Origin of the sequence: uncultured Comamonas sp. (assembly GCF_964277875.1) — a bacterium.
In the GTDB taxonomy this organism is placed as follows: Bacteria; Pseudomonadota; Gammaproteobacteria; order Burkholderiales; family Burkholderiaceae_C; genus Comamonas; species Comamonas sediminis.
The window spans coordinates 64,510-84,531 of sequence record NZ_CAXYJV010000011.1 but is presented as its reverse complement, the minus strand read 5'-3'; the positions used below and the strand labels follow the sequence as shown (position 1 = coordinate 84,531).

Sequence of the window (20,022 nt, the reverse complement as noted above, 5' to 3'; positions counted from 1 at the left end):
GGCGCTCCGTTCAAACAGACGCGGTGAGTCAGTTCACGAAGCAGTTGCACTCTTCGGTGCAACTGCCCAGCCCATACCCTGTGCTCCTCGGCGCATTCAGAAGGGGTGGTGCGCAGACGCAGGCCGTCGCTACGCTCGGCCCCCCCAACGGGCCGAGCGTAGCGATGGCCTATTGGTTTTTGGCTGTTGGGGTGTTCGCATTCCCCTTTTGCATGCGCCTGGGGCGCGGTGTTTGTGGGGTGGCGCTGGCACCGAAGAGTGCCAGCGCTTCGTGATCTAGCTTGCCGCGTCTGTTCGAACGGAGCGCCTTTGGCGCGTAGAGAGTTTCGCGGCACACCCCACAAACGCCACGACACAGGTTGCCCTTCGCAAAGCGAAGGGTCGCAAGCAGCAGGGGCGACCTTCTTTTGGGTACTTTTCTTGGTCGCCAAGAAAAGTACCTCGCCCGCCGGGGCGAGACCCGGCCAGCAGCCCTACGCAGTAGTAAAAAGCGCCTATTAAAAGGCACTGTTAACAGCCAGCAGAAAAGCGCAAATCAAGAAGCGCAGTTCAGCGCAGAACAGAGCAGAGCAGCGACCGGTCACTTGACCGGAATAACCGTAGAAGCAGGCACCGCCACCGCCGTCACACTGTTCTGCGGCGAGCCCTCAATCACCTTGTCCGAATACGTCATATAGACCAAGGTATTGCGCGCCGCATCCACCATGCGCACCACCCGCAAACGCTTGAACAGCAGCGAGGTCCGCTCGCTGAACACCTCTTCCTGCTGCTTCAAAGGCTTCTCGATGCTGATCGCGCCCGCCTGCACACAGGCAATCGAGGCCTCGGAGCGGTCCTCGGCCAAGCCCAGCGCGCCTTTGACGCCGCCGGTGCGGGCGCGCGAGACATAGCAGGTCACGCCTTTGACCAGCGGGTCGTCATAGGCCTCGACAACGATCTTGTGGTCGGGGCCGATGAACTTGAACACCGTGTCCACCGAGCCGATGGTGTCCGGTTGGGCCCAGGCGGCCGTGGCGGCCAGGCAGCCTGCGGCGACGACGGCGTGGCGCCAGGAAGAGGTGGTCAGCATGGAGGGTGTCCGAAAAAGGAGAGAGGGCTGCACCGGCGCCAAGGCCGGTGCATGCGGGAGCAGAGGATCAGGCCTGGGCGGCGGCTTGGGCCACGTGGCGCTGCAGATGCGCGAGCGCCTCTTCGACCTGGTCGACCAGCACCAGGCACAGATCGCCGGGTTGCAGGCGTTCCAGTGCGTGGTCGATGGCGACGAACTCGCCGTGGATATCGGTCACGTAGCTGGTGCGGCTGGCGCCTTGCAGGCCTTGGCGCAGCAGCGCGATGACTTCGCCGTCGGCGCGGCCGCGCTGGGCGGCATCCTGGTAGAGGATGACGTCGTCGAAGGCCTCGCCCAGCATTTCGGTCTGCACGCGGATGTCTTCGTCGCGGCGGTCACCGGCGCCGCTGATGACCACGCTGCGCTTGTTGGCGGGCATGGCTTCCACGGCCTGGATCAGCGCGCGGATGGCATCGGGGTTGTGGCCGTAGTCGGCGATGATCGTCGCACCCCGGTAGTCCATTACGTTGAAGCGGCCAGGGGCGTTGTCGCTGTCGTTGACAAAGCCTGCCAGGCCACGGCGGATTGTCTGCCAGGGCAGGCCAGCGGCCCAGGCGGCGCCGATCGAGGCCATGACGTTCTCGACCTGGAACGTGATCGCGCCATTGCGGGTGATCGGGATCTCGCGCAGCGGGATCGATTCGCGCCAGGAGCCTTCGGCGGCCACGATGCTGTCGCCATCGACATAGACGACGCGGCTGCCCTGGGCGCGGTGCGTGGCCATCAGCGGGTGGTGGCGGTCGGCGGCAAAGAAGATCACCTTGCCGGGGCAGACATGGGCCATTGCGGCGACCAGCGGGTCGGCAGCGTTCAGCACCGCGTAGCCGGTGGGTGCCACGTTCTGCACGATCACGCGCTTCAACACACCCACGTCTTCCTTGGTGGTGATGAAGTTCAGGCCCAGGTGGTCGCCTTCGCCGACGTTGGTGACCACGGCGACCTGGCAGCGGTCAAAACCCAGGCCTTCGCGCAGAATGCCGCCGCGTGCACATTCGAGCACGGCGGCATCGGTCTCGGGGTGGGCCAGCGCGTTGCGTGCGCTGCGCGGGCCCGAGCAGTCGCCGCTGTCGATCTGGCGGCCGTTGACGTAGACGCCATCGGTGTTGGTCATCGCCGTGCGCCAGCCGTGCGAGGTGAACAGATGGGCGATGACGCGGGTGGTCGTGGTCTTGCCATTGGTGCCGGTCACGGCGACCAGCGGGATGCGGCCGTCGTTGCCGGCGCTGAACATCTCATCGACCATCGGCACCCCGACATGGCGGGGCTTGCCGAACGAGGGCGCCAGGTGCATGCGCAGGCCGGGGGCAGCGTTGACTTCGACAATGCCGCCGCTTTGCTCTTCCAGGGGCTTGAGCATGGTCTCGCAGACCACGTCCACGCCGCAGATGTGCAGGCCGATGGTCTGGGCCGCTTCGATCGCACGGGCGGCGATTTCGGGGTGCACGTCATCGGTCACATCGGTGGCACTGCCGCCGGTGGACAGGTTGGCATTGTTGCGCAGCACCACGCGCTGGCCCTGGCCGGGCACACTGTCGGGGGTCATGCCTTCGCTGGCGATGCGGGCGATGGCGATGTCGTCCAGGCGGATCTTGGTCAACGCCGTGCCGTGGCCGGTGCCGCGGCGCGGGTCCTGGTTGACCAGGTTCACCAGCTCGCGGATCGTGTGCTGGCCGTCGCCCAGCACCTGGGGCGGCTCGCGGCGGGCGGCGGCGACCAACTGGCCGCCGACCACCAGCAGGCGGAAGTCGTGGCCGGGCAGGAAGCGCTCGACCATGATCTCGTCGCCAAACTCGCTGGCGGTCTTGTACGCGGCCTCCAGGCCTTCGCGGGTGGTGATGTTGACCACCACGCCCTTGCCCTGGTTGCCATCCTGCGGTTTGACGACGACGGGCAGGCCCACCTCCAGCGCCACTTGCCAGGCTTCTTCGACATCGGCCACCGGGCGGCCCATCGGCACGGGCACGCCAGCGGCATGCAGCAGGCGCTTGGTCAAATCCTTGTCCTGCGCAATGGATTCCGCCACAGCGCTGGTCGAATCAATCTCTGCTGCCTGGAAGCGGCGGGCCTTGGAGCCCCAGCCCAGTTGCACCAGCGAGCCGCTGGTCAGGCGGCGGAACGGAATGCCCCGGGCGACAGCGGCGTCGACGATGGCGCCAGTCGAGGGGCCGATGCGCTCGTCTTCATCGAGCTCGCGCAGTGCGGCAATGGCGGCGTCGGCATCAAACGGCGTGTCGTTCAGTGTGGCCTGGATCAGCGCTTCAGCCTTTTCCATCGCCAGCTTGCCCACGGCTTCCTCGGTGTACTCGACGACGACCTGGTAGGTGCCGGGCTCGGTCGTGACATGGGTGCGGCTGAAGGTGACCGGGCAGCCGGCTTGCGCCTGCAGCGACAGCGCGGCAACCTCGAGCACATGGGCCAGCGACAGCGCCTGGTCGGCGCCATGGGGCTGCAGGGGGGCGATATTGGGGAAGCGCGCACGCAGTTTTTCTTCAAAACCGGGGATGGTGCTGTAGCGCTGTTCGCTGTCTTCACAGCGCACGATGGTCTCGATGGCGGTGCTGCGGGTCCAGAGATTGGGGCCACGCAAGGCACGGGTGCGGGAGAGCTGCATAGTGTTTCTTTCAGATGGAGGGCCCGCTGAATCAGCGGGCCGTGCATGCTTGTCGTCGTGGGGAGCCGTGTCCGGCGTGTCAGGCGTTGTACTCGAAGGTCTTGATACCGGCACCGATCAGATCGGGGGTGATATCCAGCGCCCAGGCCGTGGCGATGGCGGCAAGCAGAGCCGAGGTGTCGGGCTTCTTGCCGCCCGGCAGGCTCAGCGCATCGAGGGTGCCCAGCACGCGCTCTTGCGCGCCGGTGGCCAGTACCACGTTGTTGCCCTTGATGACGACGGCGCGGCCGCCTTCGTGCTGGGCTTCGGTGTTGGCACGGTGGGCGGCCACCGCTTCGTTGTCCGCTTGGGCCGAGTACAGGACCACTTCGCCATCGCACAGTTCGGCGAGGTCGGCCACCTCGGGCAGGTCGGCATTGAGCACGCCGGCGCCTTCGTCGAGCACCACATCGATCTGGGTGCGCATCACGCGGCGCATCTGGCCGGGTTCGAGCACGTCATGGTCCGCCAGGCTCTCAAAGCCTTGCATGTCGGTCACCACGCCAACCAGGCAGCGGTCGTAGGCCAGGCCTTCTTCCAGGATGGAGCGGGCGGTCGTCTGGATCACCGCAGCCTGCGCCAGGCGGTTGGTCAGCAGGCGGTGGGCACCCGCCCAGTTGGCGGTATTGGTCTTCTGGGTCTGGCGGTTCGACAGGTACATGCCCTCGTCGCTGGCCACACCGGTGAGCTTGCCCGACAGCTGCAGCAACCAGCCCACCAGGCGTGCGATGAAGGCATTGTTCTGCGTGCCGACAATGCCCACCACGGGGATGCGGCCTGCGCCGGCACCGTCTTCGCGGGGGAAGAGGTGGTCTGCAATGGCCATGCCGACCGGGCGCGGCGCGCCGCTGGTGGGCTTGAGGTGCATCAGCAGGCCGGGGCCGGCATTGACTTCCAGGATGGCGCCCTGGCCCTGCATCGGCTGGGAGACATCCTTGAGGATCATGTCCATGCCGGCGATATCCAGGCCGACGATCTTGGCCGCCAGCACGGCGTAGTAGGCAACGTCGGGGTGCACGTCATCGAGGCAGTCGATCGCCATGTTGCCATTGCGTTGCAGCAGCACACCCTGGCCCTGGGCGATCACGCTGTCGGGCGTGACGTTCTGGCGGTTGAGTTCGAGCTTGACCGCACCGGCTTCCAGATTGATCCAGTCGAGCGGGTACTCCTGCTCGGGGCCACGGCGCGGGTCTTCATTGAGCACGGCCACCAGCTCGCGCAACGTGGACTTGCCATTGCCGTAGACGCTGACGGTCTCGCCCTTGGTGGCCGCGACCACCTTGTCGCCCACTACCAGCAGGCGGTGTTCGACGCCGTCGATGAACTTCTCGACGATGACGTCGGAGCCTTCGGGCTGGGCCAGTGCGAACGCGGCCTTGATGTCGGCCTCCTGCGACAGCTCCAGCGTCACGCCACGGGCATGGTTGCCGTCGGAGGGCTTGACGGTGACGGGAAAGCCGATCTCTTGCGCCACTTCCCAGGCCTCTTCAGGGCTGGCGACGATCTGGCCTTCGGGCACCGGCACACCGCAGGCGGCCAGCAGGCGCTTGGTGAAGTCCTTGTCCTGGGCAATGCCCTCGGCAATCGCGCTGGTCTGGTCGGACTCGGCCGTCCAGATGCGGCGCTGCGCGGCGCCATAGCCGAGCTGGACCAGGTTGCCGTCATTGAGGCGGATATGGGGAATGCGGCGCTCGCTGGCGGCATCGACGATGCAGCCGGTCGAGGGGCCCAGGTAGCGGTCGTTGATTGCCGTCTTGATCGCATGGACCGCCGGCTTGATGTCGTAGGGCTCGTCGTTGATTGCGGCCATCAGCAGCTGGTGGCCGTGTTCCAGGGCGACGCGGGCGACGGCCTCTTCGGGGCAGCGGAACACCATGCGGTAGACGCCGCGCTTGGAGATCTCGCGCGTCTGGCCGAACTCGGCCGGCATGCCCGCCAGGTTCAGCAGCTCGATGATCACGTGTTCCATCACATGGCCCATCCAGGTGCCGCCTTCGAGGCGCTGGATGAAGCCGCCGCGCTCACCGACGCCGCAGGTGTGCTCGATCAGGTCGGGCAGCCAGGTGGTGAGGCGTTCGTTCAGCCCGGGGATCTTGTTCGAGGGATAGTCCTCCAACTCTCCCAGGTCCAGCCAGACCTCCAGAACAGGGCGGTAGGTCCAGACGCTGGGGCCGCGCAAAAACGTGGTGCGCAAGAGTTGGATGGTATTGAATTTCGCCATATCGATCAACGGATAAACATAAGTAACAATTCCGGGGGGAATCGCCGTAGATGGGAAAGCATTGTGCGCCCAAATGAGGCAGATTAATCGCTGTCAGCCTATCGGCCATGTCAGACGTTAAAGACAGATGACGGCAGGGCGGCCCAGGCCGCCGTTCGCCACAATAATATGCGGTTGTTCACCGGACCACTGCCACCGCCCCGTGCGGAGAGAAAAACGCCATATGCAACATCAACATTCCGCGGACGCGTCAGCATTCTTTGCGGGTCCGCTAGGAACCCAATTGCGAGCCAAGCTCAATACTCTGGAAAACGTGCTTGCCGCCACTCCCGTTGACCTGACCTCCGATTTGCGCTTTGGCAGCGGCCAGGTGGTGCTGACCTCCGAGCGCCTGCTGGCCTATGATCCTGCTGCCCGGCAGTGGAGTGAGTGGGTACTAGCGCCGGATCTTTCGCTGCGTTTTTTCGACCATGGAGGCGTGGGCAGCCTGGAGTTGCATGACAGCACCCGGCGTTTGGGCCTGTGGCGCATCACACTGAGCCACCAGACGGCAGTGCTGGGGCTGATGCAGCAGTTCGAGCGCCAACGTGAGCGCTTGCTGCGCAACGAGGCCTACCAGGTGGTGGAGGACGAGCGCGCGCTCTGCCCGGTCTGTGGCAGCGTGCTGCCCCCGGACAGCGAGGAATGCCCGGCCTGCGCCCGCCAGCAGAATGCACCGACATCCAGCTGGGTGCTGCTGCGGCTGTGGCGCTTTGCCAAACCCTACAAAATGCAATTGTTGTTGGGTTTCGCATTGACCTTGTGCACCACGGCCGCCCAACTGGTCGCGCCATACCTGACGATTCCGCTGATGGACAAGATCCTGATCCCGTTCCAGAACGGCGAGAAGATCGATGCCGGCCTGGTGCGGTTCTACCTGGGCGCACTGCTGGTCTCGGCGCTGATTGCCTGGCTGCTGGGCTGGGCGCGCACCTTTGTGCTGGCGCGCGTATCGGAGCGCATTGGTGCCAACCTGCGCACGACGACCTACAACCACCTGCTGAAACTCTCGCTCGATTTTTACGGCAGCAAGCGCACCGGTGACCTGATGGCCCGTATCGGCGCAGAAACGGACCGCATCAACCTGTTTCTGTCGCTCAACGCGCTGGATTTTGCGACCGATGTGCTGATGATCGTGATGACCTCGGCGATCCTGTTCTCGATCAACCCCTGGCTTGCGCTGGTCACCCTGGTGCCGCTGCCGTTCATCGCCTGGATGATCCACACGGTGCGCGACAAGCTGCGCACCGGTTTCGAGAAGATCGACCGCGTCTGGTCCGAAGTGACCAATGTCCTGGCCGATACGATTCCCGGTATCCGCGTCGTCAAGGCCTTTGCGCAGGAGCAGCGCGAAGCCGACCGCTTTGCGGCTGCCAACCAGGTCAACCTGGAAGCCAATGACCGGGTCAACAAGACCTGGTCGCTGTTCACCCCCACGGTCACCTTGCTGACCGAAGTGGGTCTGTTGATCGTCTGGGCCTTTGGTATCTACCTGGTCGCGGGCGGCTCGATCACCGTGGGTGTGCTGACCGCGTTCATCGCCTACATCGGCCGCTTCTACACGCGCCTCGATTCGATGAGCCGCATCGTCTCGGTAACGCAAAAGGCGGCCGCCGGCGCCAAGCGTATCTTCGACATCCTCGACCATGTGAGCAACGTGCCTGACCCGGTCAACCCGGTCAAGCTGGGCAAGGTGCAGGGCGCGATCACGATGGAAAACGTCGGTTTCCGCTATGGCAGCCGCACCGTCATCAAGGACCTGAACCTGCAGATCCGCCCCGGCGAGATGATCGGCCTGGTGGGCCACAGCGGCTCGGGCAAGAGCACCCTGGTCAACCTGATCAGCCGCTTCTACGACGTGACCGATGGCTCGATCCAGCTCGATGGCGTCGATGTGCGCCGCATTGCGGTGTCCGACTACCGCCGCAACATCGGCCTGGTGCTGCAGGAACCCTTCCTGTTCTTCGGCACCATTGCCGAGAACATTGCCTACGGCAAGCCCGATGCGACGCGTGAAGAGATTGTTGCTGCTGCCCGCGCTGCCCATGCGCATGAGTTCATCCTGCGCCTGCCCCACGGCTATGACTCGCTGGTGGGCGAGCGCGGCCAGGGCCTGTCCGGCGGTGAACGCCAGCGCATCTCGATTGCGCGCGCTCTGTTGATCGACCCGCGCATCCTGATCCTGGACGAGGCGACCTCGGCCGTCGATACCGAGACCGAAAAGGAAATCCAGCGTGCGCTGGACAACCTGGTGCAAGGCCGCACGACGATTGCGATTGCCCACCGCTTGTCGACCCTGCGCAAGGCCGACCGCCTGGTGGTGATGGACCGTGGCGAGATTGTCGAAGTCGGATCGCATGACGCGCTGATGGCCCAGGAAGGCGCCTACTGGCGTCTGTACATGGCGCAGGCGCGCCGTGCCGAGGAGGATGCCGAAGCCGCTGGCGTGGTCACTGCGCGTGCGGCGGGCGTGACCTATGACATTCAGCCCCTGCCCAAGTCCCATGTGGACGGGTCCGATGAAAACCGCTGATCTGCAGCCCAGGAAAGCCTTGCCATGACTTTGACTACTTCTTCCGCACCGCTGCCGCTCAGCCGCAATGCCTTTGGCCGCCTGGTGTTTCTCAAGGACGGCGCCCCGCACCAGGTCAACCCGGTGCGCGCCTTTCCGCTGTCGGCCCCGTTGCACGGCATCTCCCTCATTGGTGAAGACGGCAAGGAAGTGCTGTGGATCGCCGATATGGAGGCCGTGGACCCGGCCGCCCGTGCGCTGCTCGACGAGGACCTGGCCGCGCGCGAATTCCAGCCGCTGATTGAGCGCATCCTCAGCGTCTCGACCTTCTCGGTGCCCAGCATCTGGACCTTGGAAACCGACCGGGGGCCCGTCCAGATGACCTTGAAGGCCGAGGAAGACATCCGCAAGCTGCACGGCCGCCAGAACCTGCTGATCACCTCGGCCGATGGCGTGCACTACCGCCTGCCCGATACCACCCGGCTGGACAAGGCATCGCGCAAGCTGCTGGAGCGCTTTCTCTAAGCGGCTTGTCCACAGCCCCACACCCCCATACCCCAGGCCCGGTTTTCCGGGCCTTGGTTTTTAAGGGGTCCTGGTTCCTGTCCCCCATGCTTTAGTCGGTCTGCCATTTGCAGGCATAATGCAATTCATTTGCAATAGTGGCGCGTCTGCCCCGGCTCTCGGGGGAGTGCGCCACTTGGTTTGATCGTCTGCCTCGCTCGTGTCCTCCCTGCGCTTCTTCCATCCCCTGTCTGTTTCGGCGCATGCGCCGAGGCCGCTGCGTGGCTGGGCGGTGGCGCTGCTGTGCTGGCTGTGTTTTGCGCAGCTGTGCATGCCGCTGCTGGGCAAGCTGCATGACATCAGCCATCTCTACGCCCGAGCGCTGCAGGCCGCTGTCCTAGCGTCTTCATCAACCACCGTGGGCGAACGCGACAGCAGCGATACCGTCGTCATCCCGGGCCACGGTGTGCATGACCTGTTTGGCAAGCACTCCGAGGCCGATTGCCAGGGCTTCTCGCATATGGCCCTGGGTGCTGGCCTGCTCTGCGATGCGCTGCAAGCCCCCTTGCTGCGGGCGGTGCAGGAAGCGGCTCCGACCGTGCTGGCCATCTTGCTGCGGCAAAGCCCCGCGCTGTTCTTTGCGCGTGGCCCTCCCTCTCTGACTCCCTCCTTGTTCCAGTGACACGGCCGCTGGCCCTGACCTTCGACGGTGCAGGCTAGCGCAGGCCGGTCTGTCTTGTTTTTTCCGCGCAGCTGCCGGGTGCATGGCGCCTGGCCGGTTCAGCCCGCAGTGCGGGGCTGCGCCTGCACATGCTGGGGATGCATGTGCTTTTCGAGGGGTAGATGATGGGTTTCCAGGCACAACAGGCGCAGCCGCTGATGGCGCGCGCACCGATTTTGAAGCCACAGGCGCGGGACTTGCGCCCGGTCGCAGCCGCGGTGATCGGCCTGCTGCTGAGCAGCGCCGCACTGGCACAGAACGCCGAAGACAGCACGCCGGCAACGGCCGCCACCACTGCGACCACCACGTTGCCCGAGGTGACGGTATCGGCCAGCGGCACCAACCGCACCGTGGATGACATGACCACGCCGGTGACGGTGCTGCAAGGCGATGCGCTGGTGCAACAACGCGGGGCCAGCCTGGGCGAGACCCTGGCCAATGAGCCCGGCATCCAGGCCACGCACTTTGGTGCCGGTGCCAGCCGCCCGGTGATTCGCGGCATGGACGGTGCGCGGGTCAAGGTGCTGAACGATGGCGCAGTGATCCAGGATGCCTCGACCATCAGCCCCGACCATGCGGTGGTGAGCGAACCGATGCTGGCCACCCAGATCGAGGTGCTGCGTGGCCCCTCGGCGCTGATCTATGGCGCCGGCGCGATTGGCGGTGTGGTCAATGTGCTGGACAACAAGATCCCCACCAAGGTGCCGGAGAAGGGCTATGAAGGCCAGGTTGAAGTGCGTGCCGGCACGGGCGCCAACGATGCAGCAACGGCGCTGTCGCTGACCGCAGGTTCGGGCCCTTTTGCGTTGCATGTGGAGGGCATGGCCCGCAATGCCGATGACTACCGCGTAGGCAGCGGCTGGGGCCTGGGCAACAAGGTGGACGGCAGCCGCGCGCGCAATGCGGGCGGCAGCATTGGCCTGTCCTGGATCGGCGACAGCGGCTATGTGGGCCTGGCCTACACCCGCACCCAGGCACGCTACGGCCTGCCTGGCCACAACCACAGCTTTGAAGGCTGCCACACCCATGGCCTGCAACTGCACTGCGGTGGCCATGACGACCACGACCATGGCGAGGAAGGCCATGACCACGACCACGACCATGAAGAAGAAGGCGTGCCGGTGGTGGACATGCACAGCGAGCGCTATGACCTGCGCTCCGAGTGGCGCCAGCCCTTTGCCGGCGTCTCGGCCATCCGTGTGCGCGGTGGCGTGACGCGCTACCACCACGACGAGATCGAGGGCGGCGAGATTTCCACCAGCTTCAAGAACCGCGCGCATGACATGCGTGTCGATGTGCTGCATGAACCGATTGCCGGCTGGACCGGTTTGGTCGGCTTTGAGGCCGCGCAGCGCCGCTTCAGCGCCACCGGTGAAGAAGCCTATGTGCAGCCGACCCGCACGCAAAGCCAGGGCGTCTACCTGCTCGAAGAGCGCCGCTTTGGCGATTTTGGGGTGGAAGCCGCGCTGCGCCACGACTGGCAAAGCGTTTATGCGAACGACGACGGTCTGGTGCGCAAGCACAAGGGCAACTCGGTGTCGCTGGGCGGCAGCTGGCGTTTTATGCCGGGTTACCGCCTGAGCGCCCATGTCACCTCGGCCAGCCGCCTGCCAACCGCCGAGGAGCTGTATGCGAGGGGCCTGCATATGGCCACCTCGACCTATGAGCTGGGCAACCCCGACCTGCGCAAGGAGCGCTCGGGCAATATCGACATTGGCATTGCACGCACCGCGGGCGACACGACCTATTCGGTCAATGTCTACCGCAACCGGGTGAACAACTACATCTACGGCCGCACCGTCGATGAGCATGACGGCCTGCAGCTGCTGCAGTATGCACAGCAGACCGCCACCTTCACCGGTCTGGAAGGCCAGATCCAGCACCGCATCAACGCGAACTGGACAGTGGGTGCCACCGGCGACCTGGTGCATGCCAAGCTCGAAGACGGCAGCAAGATCCCGCGCCTGGCCCCTGCCCGCGTAGGTTTGCGCGTGGCTGGCAAATGGGCCAACTGGCGCAGCGAGGCGCAGTGGCAGCTGGTCAAGCGCCAGAACAAGGTGGCGGACTATGAAACCGAGACCCCGGGCTACGGCATGCTGAACTGGCGCGTGAGCTACCACCAGACCTCCAGCGATGGCACGCCATGGCAGATCTACCTGAAGCTGGACAACCTGACCAACAAGCTGGCCTACGTGCACACCTCGTTCATCAAGAACGCGGCGCCGCTGCAGGGCCGTGCGGTCTCGCTGGGCTTTATCAAGCAGTTCTAAGCAGCTGGCTGTAGAAGCCTGAACGCCAAAGCCGCTGCCTCCACCAGGAGCCAGCGGCTTTTTTGCGCCTGGGTGGGGCGCAGCCGATCAGAGGTTGGAGATGCCGCTGCTCACATGCCCGGCCGGCACATGGGCCGCTGCGCTGGTCACATGGCCCGTCTGGTCGTCAAAGAAGAAATCGGGCTCGAACTCGCGCAGGAACTCGCCCTTGGCCAGGCCGCCGAGGAACATGGTTTCATCGACACCGATGTTCCAGTCCATCAGGGTGCGGATCGCGCGCTCATGCGCAGGCGCGCTGCGGGCGGTGACCAGTGCAGTGCGGATGCGCATCTGGCTTTGCACATCCTGCTGCAGCCGGTGTAGCGCGGCCAGCAGCGGTTTGAAAGGGCCATCGGGCAGCGGCCGGGTGGCATGTTCGATCTCATGGCGCTGGAACGCATCCAGCCCCTGGGCCTGGAAGACGCGCTCGGCCTCATCGGAGAACAGCACGGCATCGCCGTCGAAGGCGATGCGCACTTCATCGGGGTGGCTGTCCTGCGCTTGGGCCGATTCGGTCAGCACCCGCGCGGCCGGAAAGCCCAGCTGCAGCGCCTGCTGCACATCGGTGGCATTGGCCGACAGGAACAAATGCGCGCCCAGCGGCTTGAGGTAGCGGAAAGGGTCGCGCCCCTGGGTGAACACCCCGCGCTGGATCGAATGCAGCCCATGGGCCTTGCAGCTGCGGAACACCCGCATGCCGCTGACCGGGTCATTGCGCGACAGCAGCACCACCTCGACCTTTTGCACCGTGCCGCTGTTGAAGGCCAGCAGCTTGCGCACCAAGGAGAATGCCACCCCCGGCGGCGCCGGAATATCCAGCCGCTGCAGCTGCAGCCTGGCATAGGCCTGGTCCTTGTCCTGCTCGAAAACCCGGTTTTCTTCTTCAAAGTTGAACAGCGCCCGCGACGAGATCGCGACCACCAGCTTGTTGTCGAGAGTGGCAGCCATGGCCGTCCTTGTTGCTGAACTGGGGCCAATATAGCGCAGTCTTCCCAATCAACAGAGGTACTTTCTCCAGGGGCTAATACGGCCCAGCCAACCAAAGGTTGGCGGTTGAGACGAGGCGTGAAGCCGCAGGCAGTACTGAAAGTACGACAAGGCTTGGCGCGGCCGGCCAGGCAACGACGTATCAAGGGCTGTATTAGTCCCTCTCAATACCAGGCTTGGGAGAATTGGGAGATGACCCTTCCCAGATGCTGCTGCATCGCCTGGCGCGCCTGCTCGGGCTGGCGCTCGGCAATCGCGGCAAAGATGGCCTGGTGGTCCTTGAGGCTGGCCTCGCGCAGCTGCTCGGAGTGGAAATGCTGCTCGATCTTGTCCCAGCGCGGGTCCTGGCGGGCGTTGTCCCACATGGCTTCCACCATGTGCTGCAGCACGCGGTTGCCGGTGGCCTCGGCAATGGCGAGGTGAAAACGCCGGTCGGCCGCGTCGTAGGCGTCCTTGTCGGCCAGTTGCAGGCGCATGGTGGCGAGGGCGTCGAGCATGCGGTCCAGGTCGGCATCGCGCCGTTCGCTGGCAGCGGCGGCGGCAATCTCGGCCTCGACCAGCACGCGGGCGCGCAGGGTTTCCAGCGGGCCGGGGCCGGTGGGCACATCAAAGGCGGGCAGGCGGCTGGGGCCATTGGCGCCGTTTGGCTGCAGGTAGATGCCCGATCCCAGGCGCACCTCGACGAGGCCTTGCACCTCCAGCGCAATGATGGCCTCGCGCACGGCAGTGCGGCTGACGCCGAACATGTCGGCCAGGGTGCGCTCCGACGGCAGGCGCTGGTCGGCTGCCGCGCTGCCTGCGGCGGTTTCTTCAAGGATTTTTCTGGCGAGGTCCTGGTAGGACCTGACACCGGTGGTGCGGCTGTCGTCGTCAACCGGAGGGACCAGCTTGTGGGGCATCTTGCGCGTATTCCGTATTCCGTTCATCGGCCGGTCCGCCAAAACCGGAAGGGCCAGCAGCAGTGTAAGCCGCCGTCTGGCCCCAACGCGGCAAATACCGGACATAGTGGTAAACCATCAATCAAAATGGTCTAGCCAGTTTGTAGAATTGGTCTAACCAGATTTTTTGATTGCAGGAAAAGGTGCATCCATGAAGATGTCGTTTCGTTGGTTTGGCAGCTCGGACCCGGTGTCCCTGGCCTATATCCGCCAGATCCCCGGGGTCACGCATATCGTCTCGGCGATCTATGACGAGCCGGTGGGGGCCGTCTGGCCGGTGGCCAAGATCGACGCGCTCAAGCAGCAGATCGAAGGCGCCGGCTTGGCTTTTGAACTGGTGGAATCGGTGCCGGTGCACGAGGACATCAAGCTGGGCCGCGACAGCCGCGACCAGCTGATCGCCAACTACCAGCAAACCCTGCGCCATCTGGCCGCCGCCGGTGTGCAGGTCGTCTGCTACAACTTCATGCCGGTGTTTGACTGGACGCGCACCGAGCTGGCCAAGCAATTGCCCGATGGCTCCACCTGCCTGGCCTTTGACAGCCGCATGGCCGACAGCATCGATGCGGAAAAAGGCATCTCGCTGCCCGGCTGGGACAGCAGCTACCGCAGCGATGAGCTGCAAGGCCTGCTGCACGCCTACCGCCAGGTCGATGCCGAGCAGCTCTGGCAGAACCTGGCCTATTTTCTGCAGGCGGTCATCCCGGTGGCCGAGGAGTGCGGCATCAAGATGGCCATCCACCCCGATGACCCGCCGCGCCCGATCTTTGGCCTGCCACGGATCGTGAAGAACCGCGACGACCTGGCCCGTATCGTTGACCTGATCGACAGCCCCGCCAATGGCCTGACCCTGTGCTCGGGCTCGCTGGGCGCCGGCCCGCAGAACAATGTCGAGGCGCTGGTGCGCGAGTTTGGCGGCCGCGGCCGCATCCACTTTGCGCATATCCGCAATGTCAAGGTCTCGCCCGACGGCGATTTTGAAGAGACCGCCCACCTCTCGACCTGCGGTTCGCTCGATATCGCGGCCATCGTCAAGGCCTACCACGATGTGGGCTTTGAAGGCTATGTGCGCCCGGACCACGGCCGCATGATCTGGGGCGAAACCGGCAAGCCCGGCTATGGCCTCTACGACCGGGCACTGGGCGCCGTCTACATCAACGGCCTGTGGGAAGCGGTGGACAAGTTCTCACCCGGGCAGCAAGACAGCGCAGCGCCTGCTGCAGTCTGATTTCAAACCAAGGAGACATAACAATGAAGACCAAGACCACACCGCACGCGATGCTGCGCCGCAAGATCACCCAAGGTCTGACCCTGGGCCTGGCGCTGGGCACCGGCCTGGTCAGCGCCCCGGCGCTGGCGCAAACCGCCTACCCGACCAAGCCGGTGACCCTGATGGTGGGCTTTCCGCCAGGTGGTCAGACCGATTTTGCCGCCCGAGTGATCAGCAACAGCCTCGCGGCCAACCTGGGCCAGGGCGTGGTCATCGAGAACAAGGCCGGCGTCAACGGCAACCTGGGCTCGGCCGACATCATGCGCTCGGCCCCCGATGGCTACCGCATGCTGGTGGGCAACGGCTCGATGACCGTGACCCCGCATGTCTTCCCGACCTTGGGCATTGTCGACCCGACCAAGTTTGTGCCGGTCGGCATCTTGCTGCAGTCGCCGCTGGTGCTGGTGGTGCCGGCTGCATCGCCGGTGAAGGACTTTGCGCAGTTTGCCGCCCTCGTCAAGGAGCGCGCCAAGGCCGGCAAGGGTGTGGACTATGGCACCCCCGGTGCCGGCTCGCTGGTGCATGTGACCACCGAGCTGATGCGCGAGCGCCTGGGCAGCCCGGCGATGAACCATGTGCCCTACAAGGGCAGCGGCCCGGCGGTGATCGATCTGATGGCCGGCCGTATCGAGGCGATGTTCGATGCCACCTCGGTGTTTGATCCCTATATCAAATCCGGCAAGGTGCGCCCCATCCTGGTGACCAGCAGCAGCCGCGTGGCCTCGCTGCCCGATGTGCCGACCCCCGCCGAAGTGGGCCTGAAGGATTTCGAGATCATCTCGTTCATCGGCATGTACGGCCCGCCCGGCACCCGCCCCGAGGTGGTGCAAAAGCTCAATGCCGCCATCAACACGGTGCTGAAGGAACCTGCGGTGATCCGCAGCTTTCAGGAGCGCGGCGACCAGCCGGGCGGCGGCACGCCCGAGCAGCTCGATGCGATGACGCGCGCGCAGTACAAGCTCTGGGGCGATGTGGTCAAGGCCAACAAGATCCACGCGGAGTGAAACTGGGCCCCGCTAGTCTGGCCGGGCCAGGCGGGGTCCAACCGGTTGCTTAGCGCACAAACTGGTTGAGCTGGATGATGGGCATCAGCACCGCCATCACGATGATGCCGACGATGATGCCCATGCCGACGATCAGCAGCGGCTCCAGGATGGTGGCCAGGCGCATCGCGCGGCGCTTCACATCGCCGGCCAGCTGGTTGGCCACGCGCTGCAGCATCTGCGGCAGCTCGCCGGTCTGCTCGCCCAGGCGGGCAAACATCGACAGCAGCGCGGGGTAGCGCTTTTTCTGGGCCAGTGCCGAGGCGAGCGGTGCGCCCTCGCGCACCATGTCCAGCGCATCGATGGCATCCTGGCGCATGGCCTGGTTGGAGACCGTTTGCGCAGCGGCCTGCAGCGCCTTCAAGATAGGCACGCCGGCGTTGCTGAGCATGGCCAGGGTCGAGGCAAAACGCGCGGCATTGTAGTTGCGCGAGAGCTTGCCGATGACCGGCAGCTGCAGCCAGCCGGCATCAAAGCGCTGGCGAAAGGCCGGCTGGCGCAGCGACAGGCGCAGCATCACGGTGCCGGCAATCACCAGGCCCGCGCCCAGCCACCACCAGTGGCGGATCAGGTCGCTGAAGCCCAGCATGATGCGGGTGAGCAGCGGCAGCGCATGCTTGGTGCCGGAGAACACCTCGGCCACCTGCGGCACCACATAGCTCATCAGCACCATCACCACGACAAACGCAAAGCAGGTGACGATGGCCGGGTAGAGCGAGGCACCGATGAGGCTGTTCTTGAGCTGGTCGCGCTCTTCGAGGTCGTCGGCCAGCCGCGACAGCACCTGGTCCAGGTGGCCGCTGTGCTCGCCCGCATCGATCACGGCGCGGTAGATCTGCGAAAAATCACGGGGGTAGAGGGCCAGCGACTTGGCAAAAGTGGAGCCGCCATTGACCTCGGCGCGCAGGCTGGCGACCAGCTGGCGCTGGGGCTCGCTGTCGATCTCTTCGATCAGCGCGGTCAGCGCGCGCTCCAGCGGCAGGCCGGAGCTGATGAGGCCGGCGAGCTGGCGCGTCCAGACTGCCAGGCTGGTGGCATTGAAGACCGCGCGCCGGCTGCGCACCGTGCTGGCACCGCTGTCGTCGACATCGCCCAGCGGCTCGACCGCCAGCGGCACCATGGCCTGGGCACGCAGCAGGCTGCGTGCCGCCTTGGCGCTGTCGGCTTCGATCATGCCCTTGCGGGTCTGGCCCTGGGCGTCAAGAACTTCGTACGAAAAAGCGGGCATGGACTGGTGGATATAACAAGGTGGCGCCACGGCCACCCCGGGCTATTGTGCCTGATCCACATGGCATGCCGATGGCAGCGGCCCGATCAGGCAGCGGCTGCGCCGGGCATCTGCACGGGGCCGTCGAGCGCATCGGCACGCTGGGCAGCCGGGCGCTGCAACAGCGGCAGCGCGTAGTCCTGGAAGGCGGGCAGGCTCGGCAAGGTGCCTTCCTGCATGCTCCAGCCGATGTAGCTGGCCAGGTACAGATCGGCCGCGGTGAAGTGGTCGCCACAGGCATAGCGCTTGCCGGTCACCGCCAGCTGCAGGCTGCGCAGCACATCGTCAAACCGGCCATAGCCGGCCGACAGCGCCTGGCGCTCGGTCTGGTTCTGCAGCCAACCCTCCGCCTTGGCAGTGGACACGGCCTCGACCGGTCCGGCGACAAAGAACAGCCAGCGGTAGTAGCTGCCGCGCTTGGGGCTGTCCAGCGCCGGTGCCAGCTTTTTTTCGGGGTAGAGGTCGGCCAGGTAGGCCAGGATCGCGCCGGTCTCGCTCACCACCGTGTTGCCATGCTGCAGGGCCGGCACCTTGCCCATGGGGTTGAGTGCCAGGTAATCGGGCGCCTTCATCGTGCCGCCAAACTCCAGCCGCACCGGTTCATAGACGGCGCCGCACTCTTCCAGCATCCAGCGCACGATACGGGCGCGGGACTGGGGGTGGTAGAAAAAGCGCAGCGGGGCGTTGTGGGAGGTCATGTCTTGGTCCTTCGGGTGACAGGCAAAATCGCCATGCCCCGTAGGTTAGGCAGGGAGGCTGACAGAAACTGTCAGCAGCTGACATGGAGCCGCAGGTTCTTAGGACCAGCCGTCCAGGGTATAGCCGGTCTCTGCCAACCACTGCTGGATGAGGCTGTGCCGGCTTTGCGGATAGCGCTCCTGCAGTTCCTGCATCGCATGCACCCGGTCGGCCCGAAAGTGGCGAAAGCCCTGGCGCAGCTCGCACCAGGCAGAGACCACCCGGCTGCGGTCGAAATAGGCCATGGCGAAGGGCCAGACCAGGCGCTCGGTCAGGCGGCCGTGCTGGTCCTCGTAGTGCAGCACCACCTTGTGCTCGGCACGGATCGCGCGGCGCAACGCGGTCTGCCAGGGCTCGGGCTGGGGGTTGGGCTGCATGTTGGGCACCATCAGGCCGCTGGTGTCGACTGCGATGCGCAGCTCCAGCGGCAGGGCGCTGCGGATGCGGTCCATCGCGGCGCTGGCGGCACTGGCCAGTTGCGGGTCGGCCTGCAGGCTGGCCCAGCGCGCGCCCAGCAGCAAGGCTTCGAGCTCATCGGCATTGAACATCAGCGGCGGCAGCAAAAAGCCGGGCCGCATTTCAAAGCCAATGCCCGGATCGCCCTCAATGGCCGCGCCTTGCTCGCGCAGGCTGGCGATATCGCGGTAGAGGGTGCGCAGGCTCACCTCCAGGGTCTGGGCCAGCGCCGGGCCGGTTTGGGGCTGGCGGGCGCGGCGCAACAGATCGAGCAGGCGGAGCAGGCGGGCGGGGCGGGACATCGCGCAAGCATAGCCGGTCTGCCGGGCCTGCGGCTGGCTCAGCCCGGCGCTTTTTGCCCGATCTCGAAATTGGCCTGGATCTCCAGCGCACGTACCAGGCCGGAATGGTCCCAGCCCGCACCGCCATGGGCCACGCAGCTGTTGAACAGCTCCTGCGCCTGGGCGGTGTTGGGCAGTGACACGCCGAGCTGGCGCGCGCTGGACAGCGCCAGGTTCAGGTCCTTTTGGTGCAGCGCGATGCGAAAGCCCGGATCAAACGTGCGCTGGATCATGCGCTCGGCATGCACTTCCAGAATCTTGGACGATGCAAAGCCGCCCAGCAGTGCCTGGCGCACCCGGGCCGGATCGGCACCGGCACGCGATGCAAACAGCAGAGCCTCGGCCACCGCCTCGATGTTCAGCGCCACGATGATCTGGTTGGCCACCTTGGCGGTCTGGCCGTCGCCATGGCCTCCTACCAGGGTGATGTTCTTGCCCAGGGTCTCGAACAGCGGCTTGACCCGCTCGAAGGCTGCCTCCGGCCCGCCGACCATGATGGACAGGGTGGCATTCCTGGCCCCGACCTCGCCGCCCGATACCGGCGCATCCAGGTACTGCGCGCCCAGTGCCGTGATGCGCTTGGCAAAGTCCTTGGTCGCTACCGGCGAGATGGACGACATATCGACCACAATCTTGCCGCTGCTGCCCTTGAGGCCGGCGGCCAGGCCATCAGCCGCAAACAGCACTTGCTCGACGTCGGGCGTGTCGGGCACCATCACAAAGACGATGTCGGCCCGCTCGGCCACACCGCGCACCGATGTGCATTGGGTGGCGCTGCTCTCGGCGATGGCGGCGGGCACCTTGCCGCGCGTGTTGATGAACAGCTGGTGGCCGGCGGCGATCAGGTGGCTGCACATGGGCGCGCCCATGATGCCCAGGCCGATAAAGCCCAGTTTGAGTGGCGTTGCATGCATGCGG

The 20,022-nt window shown here is 65.4% G+C and carries 15 protein-coding genes; 6 read left to right on the top strand and 9 right to left on the bottom strand.

The window, feature by feature from the left end:
* Positions 1–580 precede the first annotated feature (580 nt).
* The 3 genes from ACHWUQ_RS05970 to cphA (ACHWUQ_RS05960) all read right to left on the bottom strand — a co-directional run bounded on the left by ACHWUQ_RS05970 (position 581) and on the right by cphA (ACHWUQ_RS05960) (position 5,979).
* Complete coding sequence (locus tag ACHWUQ_RS05970; RefSeq protein WP_312834013.1) at positions 581–1,069, bottom strand: CreA family protein; 489 nt, start codon at positions 1,067–1,069, stop codon at positions 581–583.
* Between the two features lie 67 nt (positions 1,070–1,136).
* A complete protein-coding gene (gene cphA / locus ACHWUQ_RS05965; RefSeq protein ID WP_312461622.1) occupies positions 1,137–3,719 on the bottom strand; it encodes a cyanophycin synthetase in 2,583 nt (860 codons plus the stop codon).
* A gap of 79 nt (positions 3,720–3,798) precedes the next feature.
* Positions 3,799–5,979, bottom strand: a complete 2,181-nt coding sequence (gene cphA / locus ACHWUQ_RS05960) for a cyanophycin synthetase (protein ID WP_239809421.1) — start codon at positions 5,977–5,979, stop codon at positions 3,799–3,801.
* 223 nt (positions 5,980–6,202) lie between these two features.
* Between cphA (ACHWUQ_RS05960) and ACHWUQ_RS05955 the strand changes: the two genes are divergently transcribed.
* The 4 genes from ACHWUQ_RS05955 (at position 6,203) to ACHWUQ_RS05940 (ending at position 12,025) form a co-directional block, all read left to right on the top strand.
* Positions 6,203–8,551, top strand: coding sequence for an ABC transporter ATP-binding protein (locus tag ACHWUQ_RS05955; RefSeq protein WP_394680593.1), 2,349 nt, complete (start codon positions 6,203–6,205; stop codon positions 8,549–8,551).
* A gap of 24 nt (positions 8,552–8,575) precedes the next feature.
* Positions 8,576–9,055 carry a DUF1854 domain-containing protein gene (locus tag ACHWUQ_RS05950; protein ID WP_394680592.1) on the top strand — a complete coding sequence of 160 codons (480 nt, stop codon included), beginning with the start codon at positions 8,576–8,578 and terminating at the stop codon, positions 9,053–9,055.
* A gap of 199 nt (positions 9,056–9,254) precedes the next feature.
* Complete coding sequence (locus ACHWUQ_RS05945; protein WP_394680591.1) at positions 9,255–9,716, top strand: hypothetical protein; 462 nt, start codon at positions 9,255–9,257, stop codon at positions 9,714–9,716.
* Positions 9,717–9,880: 164 nt separating this feature from the next.
* Positions 9,881–12,025: a TonB-dependent receptor domain-containing protein gene (locus tag ACHWUQ_RS05940; RefSeq protein ID WP_394680590.1), complete on the top strand. Its 2,145-nt coding sequence runs from the start codon at positions 9,881–9,883 to the stop codon at positions 12,023–12,025.
* Positions 12,026–12,112: 87 nt separating this feature from the next.
* Here the strand turns inward: ACHWUQ_RS05940 and ACHWUQ_RS05935 are convergent, their stop codons facing one another.
* Positions 12,113–13,012, bottom strand: coding sequence for a 5'-nucleotidase (locus ACHWUQ_RS05935; protein ID WP_312412238.1), 900 nt, complete (start codon positions 13,010–13,012; stop codon positions 12,113–12,115).
* Between the two features lie 203 nt (positions 13,013–13,215).
* The gene (locus tag ACHWUQ_RS05930) at positions 13,216–13,950 is read right to left on the bottom strand and encodes a FadR/GntR family transcriptional regulator (RefSeq protein ID WP_312527383.1); all 735 of its coding nucleotides are present in this window, start codon (positions 13,948–13,950) and stop codon (positions 13,216–13,218) included.
* 190 nt (positions 13,951–14,140) lie between these two features.
* On the opposite strand from ACHWUQ_RS05930, the gene uxuA reads away from it, so the two are divergent.
* A complete protein-coding gene (gene uxuA, locus ACHWUQ_RS05925) occupies positions 14,141–15,217 on the top strand; it encodes a mannonate dehydratase (protein WP_394680589.1) in 1,077 nt (358 codons plus the stop codon).
* A gap of 23 nt (positions 15,218–15,240) precedes the next feature.
* Entirely contained in the window at positions 15,241–16,263 is a 1,023-nt protein-coding gene (locus ACHWUQ_RS05920; RefSeq protein ID WP_312834005.1) for a tripartite tricarboxylate transporter substrate binding protein, read from the top strand.
* Between the two features lie 49 nt (positions 16,264–16,312).
* On the opposite strand, the gene gspF is transcribed toward ACHWUQ_RS05920, so the two are convergent.
* From gspF to glxR, 4 genes are all read right to left on the bottom strand, one after another.
* The gene (gene gspF / locus ACHWUQ_RS05915; protein WP_394680588.1) at positions 16,313–17,530 is read right to left on the bottom strand and encodes a type II secretion system inner membrane protein GspF; all 1,218 of its coding nucleotides are present in this window, start codon (positions 17,528–17,530) and stop codon (positions 16,313–16,315) included.
* A gap of 86 nt (positions 17,531–17,616) precedes the next feature.
* Positions 17,617–18,267 carry a glutathione S-transferase family protein gene (locus tag ACHWUQ_RS05910; RefSeq protein WP_394680587.1) on the bottom strand — a complete coding sequence of 217 codons (651 nt, stop codon included), beginning with the start codon at positions 18,265–18,267 and terminating at the stop codon, positions 17,617–17,619.
* Positions 18,268–18,366: 99 nt separating this feature from the next.
* The gene (locus ACHWUQ_RS05905; protein ID WP_394680586.1) at positions 18,367–19,065 is read right to left on the bottom strand and encodes a helix-turn-helix transcriptional regulator; all 699 of its coding nucleotides are present in this window, start codon (positions 19,063–19,065) and stop codon (positions 18,367–18,369) included.
* Positions 19,066–19,103: 38 nt separating this feature from the next.
* On the bottom strand, positions 19,104–20,018 hold the full coding sequence (glxR, locus tag ACHWUQ_RS05900) for a 2-hydroxy-3-oxopropionate reductase (protein WP_239809409.1): 915 nt from the start codon (positions 20,016–20,018) through the stop codon (positions 19,104–19,106).
* Between the last annotated feature and the right edge of the window lie 4 nt (positions 20,019–20,022).